The organism is Mesorhizobium sp. WSM4821 (genome assembly GCF_055901555.1).
In genome coordinates, this window is the sequence record NZ_CM148371.1 from 6,598,388 (window position 1) to 6,611,253 (window position 12,866).

Consider the following 12,866-nt stretch of genomic DNA (forward strand, 5'->3'; position numbering starts at 1 on the left):
GCCGGCGGCACATGAAAAAATCCCGTCCGGCCTGCCTTGTCCCCGGGCTTGCAGACGGTGCCCTCCGGGTCCGGTGCCCCATCCGACCCGGAGGGGCTTGCGGAGAATCGGAGCCGATGCGAACCTCGCCGCAACATGGCTCGCGCGCGTTCTGATTCTCCGCTTCTCTTCGAAATCGTCGAGAGACCCGATTTCTCCTTCGAAACGAAGGCGATGACCGAGGGTCTGTGGCCGGTTGCGGGAATGGACGAGGCTGGCCGCGGCCCGCTTGCCGGACCGGTCGTCGCGGCAGCGGTGGTGCTTGATCCCGCCAACATTCCCGACGGTCTCGATGATTCCAAGCGCCTCAACCATCTGCAGCGCGAGGCGCTGTTCCTGAAAATCCTCGGATCCGCTCTTGGTGTGTCGATGGCTTCGGTCAGCGCGGAAGGCATCGATGACAGCAATATCCTCAAGGCCAGCCTCGAGGCGATGCGTCGTGCGCTGGTCGGCTTGCCGGTGCAGCCGAAACTGGCGCTCGCCGATGGCCGCGACGTGCCGCCAGGCCTGCCTTGCCCGGGCCGCGCGCTGATCAAGGGCGACCAGCGCTCGCAGTCGATCGCCGCCGCTTCGATCGTGGCCAAGGTAATGCGCGACCGCATGATGTGCGGCTGCGGCAGCCATCATGGACAATATGGTTTCGAGGTCCACATGGGTTACGCGACAGTCCGCCACCGCGCGGCGATCGAGGTGCATGGACCGGTAGCGCGGCTGCACCGCGCCTCCTTCGCACCATTCCGGCTCGGCGGCACCGAGGTGGCTGATGAGGACAGCCTTGCGGGCTTGGATCTCGCCGAGCGCCAACCTCCCGCTTGAGGGGAGATGTCGCCTCGGCTGACGCGACGCCATGTGGGACGAAAGAAAAGGTTGGCGCTTCACGCGGCTACCCCTCTGGCCTGCCGGCCATCTCCCCCTGATGTGGCCTCAAGGGGGGAATACGCGCTCGACCGCCGTCGCACGTACAAAAAAGCCGCCGGATTTCCCCAGCGGCTTTGATGATTTAACGGCTGTGACTCCGCTTAATTCAGCTTGGACTTCACGTCCTGAAGCGAGGCCTTGAACAGGTCCGCACCCGCCTTGGCGTCGATCTTGCCGGCAAGCAGCGTGCGGGCGGCTTCGACGGCGATATCGACGGCACTGGCGCGCACTTCGCCGATCGCCTCGCGCTCGGCCTGGCCGATCTTCAATTCGGCAAGTGCGGTGCGCCGGGCTACGTAGTCCTCGGTCTTCTTGTGCGCCTCGGCGGCCAGCATATCGGCCTCGCGTTTGGCGGCGGCGACGATGTCGGCAGCCTCCTGCTCGGCTTCCTTGCGCTTGCGCTGATATTGGCCGAGCAGTTGCTGGGCCTCATCGCGCAGCCGGCGCGCTTCTTCAAGCTCGTTGCTGATCTTGTCGGCGCGCGCGTCGAGCGCCTTGGCGATCAGCCGCGGCACTTTGATATAGACGGCAATGCCGAGAAAAATGACGAGGGCAACAGTGGCCCAAAGCGTTGCGAGTGATGTGGCGTCCATGATGCGCTCCTCACCGGGCCACGGATTTGACGGCTGCCGCGATCTCGGCCTTGCTGGCCTTGCCGCCGACGAGCGCCTCGACAATGGCCGAAGCGGTGTCCTCGGCGATCGTGCCGACTTCCTTCATGGCAGTCGCCTTGATGGACGAAATGCGCGCCTCGGCTTCGCCAAGCTTCTGATCGAGGGCGGCCTCGACCGTCTTGCGGGCGGCCTCGGCTTCCGCCTTGGCGGCATCGCTGGCCTGCTGGCCGATCGCATTGGCCTTGGTCTTGGCTTCCGCCAGTTCCTGTTCATAGGCGGCAACGGCGGCATCGGCCTCGCCCTTTAGCCTGGCGGCATGGTCGAGGTCCTGCGTGATGCGGTCGTTGCGGACGTCGATGATGCCGCCGACACGCGGCATCACCACCTTCTTCAGGAACAGATAGAACAGTCCGAAGGTGATCGCCAGCCACACGATCTGCGACGGAAACGTCGCCGGATCAAAAGGCGGGAACACGCCGTGCCCCTCGGCGGGCACGCCGGTTTCGGAATGCGTATCGCCTTCCGTCACGGTATGGCCGCCTTCGACGGCGGGCGCGGACTCTTGCGCAAAGGCAGATGTCACGAACATGGACTATCCCCTGATATCAGGCCCGCCGCTGGATAGCGGCCAACCCGTCCAATTCCCAATTTTAGCCGATCAGGGGCTCAGCCGAACAGGGCCAGAAGCGCGATGAGAAGGGAGAAGATGCCCAGCGCTTCAGTCACGGCGAAGCCGAAGATCAGGCGGCCGAACTGGCCATCCGCGGCCGACGGATTGCGCAGCGCGCCCGCCAGATAGCTGCCGAAGATGTTGCCGAGGCCAATACCGGCGCCACCCATGCCGAGGCATGCGATGCCGGCGCCGATGTACTTTGCTGCTTCTGCTTCCATGTTTTCAACTCCTTTGGATCTAAAATTCCGTTGCGATTCCATCCGGCAGCAATGCCGGAAACTCTTGGGTCAGCCTGGGTCAGTGCCCGGGGTGCAGGGCGTCGTTCAGATACATGCAGGTCAGCACGGCAAAGACATAGGCCTGCAGGAAGGCGACCAGCAGTTCGAGCGCCGTCAGCGCCACGGCCATCGCCAGTGGCAGGACCGCTCCGGCAATGCCAAGCGTGCCAAGTGCGCTCAGGCTCACCACGAAGCCCGAGAACACCTTCAGCGTGATGTGCCCGGCCAGCATGTTGGCGAACAGACGAACCGAGAGGCTGACCGGGCGCGAGACGAAGGAGATCACCTCGATCAGTACCACCAGCGGCAGCAGGTAAACCGGCACGCCATGCGGAACGAACAATTTAAGGAAACCAAGGCCGTGCTTCATGAAGCCGTAGACGATAACGGTTCCGATCACCAGCGCGGCAAGGCCGAAGGTGACGATGATGTGGCTGGTGACGGTGAAGAAATACGGGAAAAGACCGAGCAGATTGGCAACCAGCACGAACATGAACAGCGAAAACACGAAGGGGAAGAACTTCATGCCTTGGGTTCCGGCTGCGTCCCTAAGCATGTTGCCGACGAATTCGTAGGCCATTTCCGAGATCGACTGAAGACGGGTGGGAACGAGGCTGCGGCTCGAGGTGGTGAGATAGAGGAACGCCGACGCGACCGCGACGGTCGCGACCATGAAAAGAGCCGAATTGGTGAAGGACAGATCGTAGCCGCCGATGTTGATTGGAATCAACTTGACGATGTTGAACTGGTGGATCGGATCGACCTTGTCAGCAGCCACTTTAAATCCCCATCAAAGCCGCACGCGGCCTCAGTGTCCTGTTCGTTGCAACCGCCGAGCGGTCGCAAGTTCATTCTTTCGGATCGCGCGTTTTATCGCCCTGTCCGAATTCTGCCATAAGCCCTGCGGAACGCAGGACGTTGAGCACGCCGGCGCCAAAACCCAGCAGCAGGAAAACGATCAGACCCCATGGCGAAGTCCCCGCCAGACGGTCGATGATCCAGCCGATGCCAACGCCAACCACTATTCCGGCGATGAACTCGCTGGACAGTTTGAGCGCCTGGCCATATCCGGCCGCACTGCCCGCTTTCGCGTCGTCTTTCCCCTCGAGCCGGTCCGGCCGCCTTGTCGCAAGCGATGCTTCAAGGTCACGCCGGCGGCGCTCAAGATCGTCGTCGCGGATGTCGGCTTGACGCTGTTTGCCGCGGCCGGTTTCCCCGGTTCCGTCTGGCCCATTCATGTCGGCCATCGCAACCCCCTTGCCCGGTCAGATCGTCGCCGTCCGTCCGCTCTTAAGTCGCCGGCAACATAGTTAGAGGGTCCGCGCCCGTCAAGCCACGGGCGGAACTTCAGCCTTAAGTATTTTTCGCTTTAAAATCAATGTCTTACCAAGGTGCGACATCGTGCCCGATACCGTCTTTGGCGTGCCGCGGCCGAATCCCCCCGGCGACGGGTCTTCGATCGACCGCGCCTGGGGCCTTGCCGGAGCGCTCAGCTCCAGCCGCCGCCATAGGTGCGGTAGAAGATATGCAGGCCGATCTTGGTCATTTTTTTCATGGTTCGCGCCCAGCCCGGATTGACGTAGTTGGCGTAGTAATGGGTCGACGATCCCACTTCCGGGATGAAGATCTTGCCGGCAGTGACGGCCATGGCGACATCCTGGGCAATTCTGTAGTTGGCGGGGTTCTGGATGCGCTTCTTCCTGCCGTCGCAGGCGAAGGAAAACTGGCAGCGGTTGAACCACTTGTCGTTCTGGTAGACGACGCCGCAGATCGAGTTCGGATAGGCCGGATTGCGGACGCGATTGAGGATGACCTGGGCGACGGCAGCCTGGCCGCGCACGGTCTCGCCGCGCGCCTCGAAGTAGATGCCATTGGCGAGGCAAGCCTGTTCCTTCTTGGAGAAGACGCTCGCCGGCAACGGAATCTGCATCCACGAATGATCGCCCTTGGCCATCGGCGGAATGAAGCGGCCGTCGTTCGGCTTCTCGTCCTGAAGCAAGGCCTCGAAGGGCGAGGCCTGCGCATAGTCGGGCGCGGCCGGGGCGTAGGCGGTCGCCAGGACGTCGGGGCGGTCGTTGTTGACCAGTGCGGCAAGCATGGCCGGCACGCCGGGATCCGGCTTCTTGTCGACGCGCGCGTGAAACGCGGCGGCAATCTGGATCTCCTTGCCTTTGATCTCGGGCTTGGCGAAAGCCATCTTCAGGGCGCCGTCCATGCTCGGGCGAAGCAGCGATGAGGTGCGCTCGAAGATCGAGCCGGCATTGAAGTTCTTCGGTGGCGCGACCGGCGAGACCATGATGATGCGGCCTTTCTTGTCGGCACGCATGATGCGGTCTTCGTCGGGCGTCGCGCTGGCCACGCTGCCCTTGCCGCGAAACGAGACGGCGCCGATGCCGGGCAGCCGAACGCCGGAACCCGAGATCGAACCGGTGGTGTCGGAATCAAGGAAAGGCATTTCGGCGGCATGGACCGAGCCGGCCACGGATTTTTCTACATAGGCGTTCCAGCGTGCGTTCGGCGCTTTGAGGCCCGAGACCAGGCTTCCCATGTCCTGGTAGGCGATGACGGAGGGAAAGCCGACCCAGATGCCAAGCCCAATGACCAGAGGAGAGACGAGCGAACGTCCTTTCTCACCGGCGGCGGCGAGCTGCGTCAAAATACGTCGATGCGCGGAACTCTTGGGAAAGCCGACCCGGGCGCACAGACCAACAATTGACGGAGACAGGAGCGAACTTTTTTTCTCACCGGCGGCGGCAATCAGCCGCTTCATGACACGTCGATGCACGGAACTCTCCAGAAACGCAACGGACCCCACTGGAGAGGCACGATGATGCATTAACCTTGATGGGGCGTTAACAAGTTCGATCGTGTTTTCGCTGTCGATCCGGAGTCAGGCGCTTTTGCGGTCATGTTCGGGCCGAAGGAAGATCGGCCAGGCGATCGGCGTGCAAAAAGGCCGCCGCCAGCCAGACACCCGTCCACGACCAGAGTGGTGCCGGTGCTCAGCGTCGTTTTTTCGCCCTGCTGGCGAACGGATTTTCCGAGGTGCGCAAGGCGATGCGGATCGGCACGCCTGGCATGTCGAAGGCTTCGCGAAGACTGTTGGAGAGATAGCGGACATAGGATTGCGGCATCGCGTCCGGCCGTGAGCAGGACACGACGAAGCCCGGCGGCCGCGTCTTGGCCTGCGTGATATATTTGATCTTCAGCCGGCGCCCCGCCACGGCGGGCGGCGGATGATGCGCCAGGATGCCTTCCAGCCAGCGGTTGAGCTTGCCTGTCGAGACGCGGCTGTTCCACACTTTGTGCGTCCTGATGACGGCGTCCATCAGCTTGTCGAGACCGCGCCCGGTTTCGGCCGAAACAGGCACCGCCTGCAAGCCACGCGCCTGGGGAAGAAGCCGCTCGGTCTTCTCGCGCAGTTCCGCCAGGAGTTCCTGGGGGTGGTCGATCAGATCCCATTTGTTGAAGGCGATCACCGGAGCGCGGCCCTCGCGGATGATCAAATCGGCGATCTGCAGATCCTGCTTCTCGAAGGGAATTGTCGCGTCGAGCACGATGATGACGATCTCGGCAAAGCGGATGGCGCGCAAACCGTCCTGCACCGACATGACTTCCAGCTTTTCGTGAATCCTGGCCTTGCGGCGCATGCCGGCGGTGTCGAATAGTTTGAGGCGGCGGCCATGCCAGTCCCAGTCGACTGAGATGGAGTCACGGGTGATGCCGGCTTCCGGCCCGGTCAGGAGCCGCTCCTCGCCGATCAGCGCGTTGATCAGCGTCGACTTGCCGGCGTTCGGGCGGCCGACGACGGCGATGCGCATCGGCTTGGTGTCGTCGTAGCTCGGCTCGGCGTCCGGATCGGTGACGTCCTCGCCGATCAGCACCTCGCTGGCGGCGATCTCCTCGTCAGTATCCTCTTCATCCTCGCCGAAGGCGCGCGCCTCGCCAAGTGCTGCGATCACAGCATCGCGCAAATCGGGCAGGCCCTGGCCATGTTCGGCCGAGACCGGGATCGGCTCGCCAAGGCCGAGCTCCCAGGCCTCCAGCATGCCGCCCTGGGCGCCGCGCGCCTCGGCCTTGTTGGCGACGACGACAACCGGCTTGCCCGACTTGCGAACGATCTCGGCGAAGGTCTTGTCGTCGGGCATCAGCCCGGACTTGGCATCGATGGTGAAGAAGATCAGGTCGGCTTCGCGGATGGCGATCTCGGTCTGGGCGCGCATGCGGCCGGGAAGCGTCGAAGCGGCAGCATCTTCGAAGCCGGCGGTGTCGATGACGTCGAAATGCAGATCGTAGAGCTTGGCGGCATGCACGCGACGGTCGCGGGTCACGCCCGGCGTGTCGTCGACAAGCGCCAGCTTCCTTCCCACCAGACGATTGAAAAGGGTCGATTTGCCGACGTTAGGCCGGCCGATGATGGCGACTTTGAATGTCATGCAGCTCTACCATCTATCCCAAAACCGCTTCGCACTTTTGGGCGACATGCACTACGACGCGCTGCCCGACCCACGGATCAGCTCGGACATCAACGTCGCCCGCTCGCGCGCGTTGCGCGGGGCGCCGTCATCCGAGGCGATCTGGTCGAACAGTTTCAGCGCGTCCGTCGCCTTGCCTTCCCTCCAGGCGGCAAGGGCGAGCGCCTCGCGCGCCGTGTGGCGCAGCGTGTTGGTGTCGGCGGTGAGCGCCTCGACACGGCTGGAGACATCGGCGAAGGAACCGTGATCGACGAGCAGCAGTGCCGCCCGGAGGCGCGCCATGTCGCGAAGACCGGCGGGAATATCCGTGTCGGCGGCGACCTCGTCGAAGTCCTTGACGGCAGCGTCGACGTCGCCCTTGTCCGCCTTGACGGTTGCCGCGCGCATACGGGCGAGCAGCGGATAGGCGCCGTAGCCATCCTTCTCCAGTGCAGCGAGGGCCGTCAGCGCTTCGTCGCTCTTGCCGTCATTGGCAAGCTTCAGCGCCTGCGAGAAGGCATCGCCAGAGCGATTGGCGCGGGTCTCGTCCCAATAGCGATAACCGACGAAAGCGGCGGTTGCGACCACCACCAGCACTGCGAGCCCAAGCAAGAACGGACCGAAACGGTCCCACAGCGCATGCGCCTGATCGCGACGCATCTCTTCGTTGACTTCGCGGATAAAACTGTCGTCCGACATGGATAAAAACCATTCCTGCCCCGGCGGGGCGGTACATGAGCCCGCGTTTTAGCGAAATTTTGTCGGCATGGAAGGGGTCCGGCAGGAAAATCGGCTAATCGGTGGCAGGTGGCCGCCGGAGGCGACCGCACCCACGCCACATTTCGCCGATAGCCGGTGCCGGCCATTGCTAAATACAGACCGGATGCCGATGCCTCGTTTGTCCCGCGTTGTTGCGTTTTCTCTTGCCTCGCTTGCCGCAGCCGGCACGGTTTTCGCCGATCCGCCGGCAGCGCCGGCGCCGAAGAAGCCGAAGCAGGCGGTCATCATCTCGTTCGACAGCGGCCGCGACATTTCGCAGTGGAAGCGCAGCCGGGCGCTGGCCGAGCGCACCGGCGCGCATTTCACCTATTTCGTGTCCTGCGTCTTCCTGCTCTCGCCGGAAACGCGCAAGGAATACACGGCGCCCGGCCAGACACCGGGCAAATCCAATATCGGCTTTGCCGCCTCGAAACACGAGGTCACCGAGCGGCTTGAACAGATCCGGTTCGCCGCCTCGGAAGGGCACGACATCGGCAGCCATGGCTGCGGCCATTTCGACGGCAAGGACTGGAGCAAGGCCGACTGGCTGAGCGAGTTTGGCTCGTTCTCGCATATTCTCGAGAACGCCTATTCGATCAACGCCATTGCCCCCGAACCCGCGGGCTGGCGCGACATCGCCCACAAGGTGGTGGGCTTTCGCGCGCCCTATCTGTCGGCAAACGAGGCGCTCTACAGGGCGCTGGCAAAGGCAGGCTTCCTGTTCGACGCAAGCGGTGTGTCGCGCGGCCCTGCCCTGCCACCGGCCGGCAACGGCATCACGCGCTTTTCGCTGCCGCAGATTCCGGAAGGTCCAAGATCACGACCGGTGATCGCCATGGACTACAATCTCTTTGTCAGGCACTCCGGCGGCTTCGAGCGGCCGAGCAAGGCGGCCGAGTTCGCCAACCGGACTTATGACGCCTTTCGCGCCGCCTTCGATACCCAATACCAGGGGAATCGCATTCCGCTGGAGTTCGGCTTCCATTTCACGCTGATGAATGACGGCGCCTACTGGGATGCGCTGGAGCGCTTTGCCGGCGAGGTCTGCGCCAAGCCCGAAGTCGAGTGCATCAGCTATCGCGACTATGTTTCGCGCCAACGTACCGACGAAAAGCAGGCGTCGGTGGGCGGCTGAGCCGCCCACGTCCTTTGTTTCCAAAGCTCAGGCCAGGTCCTCAGCGCCTTGACGTTCGAGATAGTGCTGGTCGATTTCGGGCAGCGGCTCGCCATCGAGCGTCGCCTCGAAGGCGCGCAGGCGTTTGTGGATGGAGAGCAGCTCAACGATCGTTGGCCAGGCATTGACCAGATACTGAAATGAGGAACTGACCTGACCGAAAGCGGTGGAAATCTGCTGCCATATGCCCAGCGTAATAGTTCCAGCAGCAATCGTGGGAATGAGGATCAAGCTGGAGAAGATGGCATCTGCCTGCAGATAGCCGGATCGGACGATATTGAAGTAGGCGTAGTGGAAATACAGGGTGAAGTAGTTGCGTCGGACATGTGAAAACAGTTCCGCCACGGTCGGCGGCGCTGCGCGCGCCGCATCGTCTTCGCCGTATACGAGTTCTTTGCGGTAGGCCGCCTCGACTCGCTGATTCTTGAACTCCAACCCCGGCAATTTTACGCCAGCAGCCATGAGAAGAAACGTACCGAAGATCGACCAGCTGACAGCGGCTATAACCAGAGAATAGGGAATTTCGCCGACGAGGGGCAAGACTTTTACATGGCTGGAGAGTTGCGCGAGCAATGGCAAGAAAGCAATCAACGTCATGACGGAGTCAACGAGCGATACACCAAGGCCCTCCATCGTAGTGGAGAACCGCATCGTGTCCTCTTGCACGCGCTGAGAGGCGCCTTCGATGTGCCGCAACCTCTGCCAGTGCGTCATGTAGTAATCATTCATGGCCGTGCGCCAGCGGAAGATATAGTGGCTGACGAAGAACCGGGTGACGACGAACAAGGCCATGCCCGAAGCGCCAATCCAAGCGTAGATCCAGAACATCGAATAGAGTTCGCCGGCGGTCACCGAGCCGGCTGTCGTAATCGCCTTCTGGAAGAGATCGAAGAAGGGTCCGCGCCAAGTATTCAGCGCGACATAAATCTGCACATTCAGATATGTAGAAAACAGGATGAGCGCCGAACCGAGGATCGACCAGTCCTGCCACGGGTGAGGTGAATAAAAGCGCCAGAAGGCGTAGAAAGCACCAACCATAAAACCAAAATAGATATAGAACCAGATAAACGGCTTGGTCCAGAAAATCGCCATTCCGAGGACCGGAGGGACATCAGGCGCTGCCGGGGGCAGACCGACCAGGGCGCCGAGCTGTTCCCCACCAAAGAACCAGAACAGAATTCCGGCAAGGCTCCAGACAGCGGCCGAAGTGAAGAACAACTTCGGCTGCGGGAAGAAGGATACAAACACGGTGGGGAAATCCTCGGTCGATGCGCAAATCAGCGGCGTTGCTGTTCAGCGGGCATAAGGTCACACATCGATCGGAATGAAAATGGCCGGTGCGCGATGCCCGGCACCGAGCAAGACCACAATCATGGCGATTTTGGCGCAGCCGACCAGATGATCGCGCCGGAGACGAGCAGAACGGCGGCGGCCACGATCGACGCGAGGAAGAAGTCGCCCGAAGCTTGCGCAAGCAAACCGGCAACGATCGGACCGATGATCTGACCGAGGCCGAAGGAAGCCGTCATCAGCGCCAAGACCCGGCGTGGCGCTCGCGGGACAAGCTGCCTTCCGGTCTGCAGGCCGAGCGCGGTGATGGCGATGAAGGTTCCGCCAAGCAGAAACCCGCCGAGCAGCGGCCCAATGTGTCCGCCCATGGCGACGCTCGCGGTGACGCCGGCCACTTCGACGAGACACCCTAAAGCATAAGCCGCATACAGGCCGATCCTTGCAGCGATCTTCTGCCACAGCCAGACTGAAGGAATCCCGGCAAGCCCGGTGACCATCCAGACCACTGCCTCGAAGACGCGCCCGCCGCCGCCCTGCCGGACGATGGCGATCAGAAACGTCGCCGTCACGATGTAGCCGAAGCCAAACAGGCCATAAGCGACGATGATCTTCATCAGCGAGCGGTCCTTCGGCAGCGCCGGTTCGCGACCGTCGGCGCCGTTGGCGGTCGCGGTGCTGCCGACCAGCAGCGCCACGACGACAAAGGCGCATGCTGAGATCGCGGCGGACCAGAACCAGCCCGCCGCCCAGCCGGCATGTCCCGTCACAAGGATCGCCATCAGCGCCGAGGACACTGCTATGCCGAGGCCGACGCCGCCGAAATGCAGGGCCTGGAGGTCGTTTCGGCCGGCTTGGGCGAGATGGCCGAAAACGATGCTGGACATGAAGACCAAGACGAACGCGCTGGCCAGACCGGCAAGAAACCGAATGACGAGAAAGGCCGCCATGGTACCGGCAAGGCCCATCACCCCGGTGAGGACTGCGGTGGCGGCAAGACCGGCCAGCATCAGCGGGCGCTCGCGGCCGTGCGCCCAGCCGCCAACCGCTGCAAACGCGCCAACGAGATAGCCGAAATAGTTGGCGGATGCGATCCAGCCGGCATCCGCCGCCGACAGGCCGAGCTCTTCCATCATGCCAGGCAGGATCGGCGTATAGACGAAACGACCGATGCCCATGGCGACAGCCAGGGCGGCCATGCCGGCGAAGGCGAGACGCAATGGGGATGGCGAAGCGGCTTTCATTGCGGTGCACAATAAGTGCACGAGCCTGTCAAACAATCCCGCTTGTGTTGGGCCAGAACGGCTCGCAGCGGTTGTCGGCAACCAGGCACCCGCCTGCCCCCAACGGCAGCAGAGGGCGACGGCCCGCTACCGCCGTTTCAGCACCCTTCAACCGCAACCCACCGGCACCGTAGCCGTCTCGTAGGCAGTGCGCCGGGCCGTCAGCCTGAACGGCACGTCGCCGAGTTCGCGCTCCGACATGGTGTCGAGCACAGGATGCGACAGCGGGTCGATCACCCATCTGACGGTTTCGCTGTCAGGCGAGCTTTGCCGCGTGCCGGCAACGGAAAAGACCCTGAGCAATGATAAAATCTTCATCGTATTTCCTCCGGAGGCCTGCTTGTCTCCCCTAAAATCGGCCGTCCCGCCCTGTGTTTCAATTGAGATTTCAACCCTGTCGGTTTAGAAAAACTATATGACCATGCTGAACCGTGTGCACCTCAACGGCCTGCGCGCCGTGGAAACCGTCGCCCGCCTGGGATCGCTTTCGGCTGCGGCGAGCGAACTCAACGTGTCCGCCAGCGCCGTCAGCCAGCAGGTCAAGCGGACAGAACAGCAACTTGGCCAGGCGCTGTTCGAACGAACGGCAAGCGGTCTCGTGCCGACCGAATTCGGCGCCGTCTTCACCGCGCGGCTCGGGGCAGGTTTCCGCGAGCTTGCGCAAGCCGTGGCACTCGCCGACGAGGCCTCTCAATGCACATTGGTGGTCTCGGTGGCGCCGGCTTTCGCCTCGAAGTGGCTGCTGCCGAGACTGTCACGTCACTTCGCCCGGCATCCGAATGTGCTTTTGCGCATCGACGCCTCGGTGCGGATTGCCGATCTCGATCGCTCGGACATCGACATCGCGATCCGGCTTGGCGACGGCAAATGGCCGAGCGGGCGCGCCGAACTGCTGTTGGCGCAGGAGGTCTTCCCGGTCTGCGCCCCGGTGATCGCCAACAAGCTGAAATCGATCGAGGACCTCGCTTTGACCTGCGCAATCACCGACGAACGGGCGATGATCAGTTGGGAAAGCTGGTTCGGGGCCGCCGGGGCAGAGCCGGTCACCTTCCTCAAGGGGGCGCGCTTCACCGACCCGATGCTGTGCCTGGAATCGGCAATTGCCGGTCATGGAGTCATGCTCGGCTGGCAATTGCTGGCCGCCGACGCGCTGGCCGATGGCCGCCTTGTTGCGCCTTTCGGCATCCGTGCCCAGAGCGGGCTCGGCTATTGGCTGGTGACCTCCGCCGCCAAGAGCGAAAGCCGCAAGGTCAGGGATTTCAAGATCTGGATCCGCGAAGAAATAGCAGCGACGATGGCGCAATTCGGGTCGCTCGCCAGCGCCGACTGAGCCTGCCCCGTGCAATCGCGGTGGAAAGAAGAGCAGTGCGGGTCTATGTAGGAACCA

At 62.7% G+C, this 12,866-nt stretch carries 14 protein-coding genes; 3 read left to right on the forward strand and 11 right to left on the reverse strand.

What is annotated here, in order from left to right:
• Window positions 1-135 precede the first annotated feature (135 nt).
• The gene (locus AC0NID_RS32265) at window positions 136-855 is read left to right on the forward strand and encodes a ribonuclease HII (RefSeq protein ID WP_473454264.1); all 720 of its coding nucleotides are present in this window, start codon (window positions 136-138) and stop codon (window positions 853-855) included.
• 203 nt (window positions 856-1,058) lie between these two features.
• Here AC0NID_RS32265 and AC0NID_RS32270 read toward each other — a convergent pair whose 3' ends face one another.
• The 8 genes from AC0NID_RS32270 to AC0NID_RS32305 all read right to left on the reverse strand — a co-directional run bounded on the left by AC0NID_RS32270 (window position 1,059) and on the right by AC0NID_RS32305 (window position 7,675).
• On the reverse strand, window positions 1,059-1,550 hold the full coding sequence (locus tag AC0NID_RS32270; RefSeq protein ID WP_473454265.1) for a F0F1 ATP synthase subunit B: 492 nt from the start codon (window positions 1,548-1,550) through the stop codon (window positions 1,059-1,061).
• Between the two features lie 10 nt (window positions 1,551-1,560).
• Window positions 1,561-2,160, reverse strand: a complete 600-nt coding sequence (locus tag AC0NID_RS32275) for a F0F1 ATP synthase subunit B (protein ID WP_473454266.1) — start codon at window positions 2,158-2,160, stop codon at window positions 1,561-1,563.
• A gap of 77 nt (window positions 2,161-2,237) precedes the next feature.
• Window positions 2,238-2,462: a F0F1 ATP synthase subunit C gene (locus AC0NID_RS32280; protein WP_056103679.1), complete on the reverse strand. Its 225-nt coding sequence runs from the start codon at window positions 2,460-2,462 to the stop codon at window positions 2,238-2,240.
• Between the two features lie 79 nt (window positions 2,463-2,541).
• Entirely contained in the window at window positions 2,542-3,300 is a 759-nt protein-coding gene (locus AC0NID_RS32285; RefSeq protein ID WP_473454267.1) for a F0F1 ATP synthase subunit A, read from the reverse strand.
• Window positions 3,301-3,370: 70 nt separating this feature from the next.
• Window positions 3,371-3,769, reverse strand: coding sequence for an AtpZ/AtpI family protein (locus tag AC0NID_RS32290; RefSeq protein WP_126039582.1), 399 nt, complete (start codon window positions 3,767-3,769; stop codon window positions 3,371-3,373).
• 242 nt (window positions 3,770-4,011) lie between these two features.
• The gene (locus AC0NID_RS32295) at window positions 4,012-5,178 is read right to left on the reverse strand and encodes a cell wall hydrolase (protein ID WP_473454402.1); all 1,167 of its coding nucleotides are present in this window, start codon (window positions 5,176-5,178) and stop codon (window positions 4,012-4,014) included.
• Between the two features lie 346 nt (window positions 5,179-5,524).
• A complete protein-coding gene (der, locus tag AC0NID_RS32300) occupies window positions 5,525-6,958 on the reverse strand; it encodes a ribosome biogenesis GTPase Der (RefSeq protein ID WP_473454268.1) in 1,434 nt (477 codons plus the stop codon).
• Window positions 6,959-7,009: 51 nt separating this feature from the next.
• Window positions 7,010-7,675: a tetratricopeptide repeat protein gene (locus tag AC0NID_RS32305; RefSeq protein ID WP_473454269.1), complete on the reverse strand. Its 666-nt coding sequence runs from the start codon at window positions 7,673-7,675 to the stop codon at window positions 7,010-7,012.
• Between the two features lie 190 nt (window positions 7,676-7,865).
• Between AC0NID_RS32305 and AC0NID_RS32310 the strand changes: the two genes are divergently transcribed.
• Window positions 7,866-8,870: a polysaccharide deacetylase family protein gene (locus tag AC0NID_RS32310; RefSeq protein WP_473522247.1), complete on the forward strand. Its 1,005-nt coding sequence runs from the start codon at window positions 7,866-7,868 to the stop codon at window positions 8,868-8,870.
• A gap of 27 nt (window positions 8,871-8,897) precedes the next feature.
• On the opposite strand, the gene sbmA is transcribed toward AC0NID_RS32310, so the two are convergent.
• From sbmA to AC0NID_RS32325, 3 genes are all read right to left on the reverse strand, one after another.
• Window positions 8,898-10,157 carry a peptide antibiotic transporter SbmA gene (sbmA, locus tag AC0NID_RS32315; RefSeq protein ID WP_473454270.1) on the reverse strand — a complete coding sequence of 420 codons (1,260 nt, stop codon included), beginning with the start codon at window positions 10,155-10,157 and terminating at the stop codon, window positions 8,898-8,900.
• A gap of 122 nt (window positions 10,158-10,279) precedes the next feature.
• The gene (locus tag AC0NID_RS32320; protein ID WP_473454271.1) at window positions 10,280-11,440 is read right to left on the reverse strand and encodes a YbfB/YjiJ family MFS transporter; all 1,161 of its coding nucleotides are present in this window, start codon (window positions 11,438-11,440) and stop codon (window positions 10,280-10,282) included.
• Between the two features lie 147 nt (window positions 11,441-11,587).
• The gene (locus tag AC0NID_RS32325; protein WP_473454272.1) at window positions 11,588-11,797 is read right to left on the reverse strand and encodes a hypothetical protein; all 210 of its coding nucleotides are present in this window, start codon (window positions 11,795-11,797) and stop codon (window positions 11,588-11,590) included.
• 97 nt (window positions 11,798-11,894) lie between these two features.
• Here AC0NID_RS32325 and AC0NID_RS32330 point away from each other — a divergent pair, with 97 nt between their 5' ends.
• Window positions 11,895-12,809 carry a LysR substrate-binding domain-containing protein gene (locus AC0NID_RS32330; RefSeq protein WP_473454273.1) on the forward strand — a complete coding sequence of 305 codons (915 nt, stop codon included), beginning with the start codon at window positions 11,895-11,897 and terminating at the stop codon, window positions 12,807-12,809.
• Window positions 12,810-12,866 lie beyond the last annotated feature (57 nt).

What these genes read in the sequence shown, in the direction of transcription:
- AC0NID_RS32265 (WP_473454264.1), top strand. Translation starts at nt 136, where the DNA reads ATGGCTCGCGCGCGTTCTGATTCTCCGCTTCTCTTCGAAATCGTCGAG.
- AC0NID_RS32270 (WP_473454265.1), bottom strand. Translation starts at nt 1,550, where the DNA reads ATGGACGCCACATCACTCGCAACGCTTTGGGCCACTGTTGCCCTCGTC.
- AC0NID_RS32275 (WP_473454266.1), bottom strand. Translation starts at nt 2,160, where the DNA reads ATGTTCGTGACATCTGCCTTTGCGCAAGAGTCCGCGCCCGCCGTCGAA.
- AC0NID_RS32280 (WP_056103679.1), bottom strand. Translation starts at nt 2,462, where the DNA reads ATGGAAGCAGAAGCAGCAAAGTACATCGGCGCCGGCATCGCATGCCTC.
- AC0NID_RS32290 (WP_126039582.1), bottom strand. Translation starts at nt 3,769, where the DNA reads ATGGCCGACATGAATGGGCCAGACGGAACCGGGGAAACCGGCCGCGGC.
- der (WP_473454268.1), bottom strand. Translation starts at nt 6,958, where the DNA reads ATGACATTCAAAGTCGCCATCATCGGCCGGCCTAACGTCGGCAAATCG.
- AC0NID_RS32305 (WP_473454269.1), bottom strand. Translation starts at nt 7,675, where the DNA reads ATGTCGGACGACAGTTTTATCCGCGAAGTCAACGAAGAGATGCGTCGC.
- AC0NID_RS32310 (WP_473522247.1), top strand. Translation starts at nt 7,866, where the DNA reads ATGCCTCGTTTGTCCCGCGTTGTTGCGTTTTCTCTTGCCTCGCTTGCC.
- AC0NID_RS32320 (WP_473454271.1), bottom strand. Translation starts at nt 11,440, where the DNA reads ATGAAAGCCGCTTCGCCATCCCCATTGCGTCTCGCCTTCGCCGGCATG.
- AC0NID_RS32325 (WP_473454272.1), bottom strand. Translation starts at nt 11,797, where the DNA reads ATGAAGATTTTATCATTGCTCAGGGTCTTTTCCGTTGCCGGCACGCGG.
- AC0NID_RS32330 (WP_473454273.1), top strand. Translation starts at nt 11,895, where the DNA reads ATGACCATGCTGAACCGTGTGCACCTCAACGGCCTGCGCGCCGTGGAA.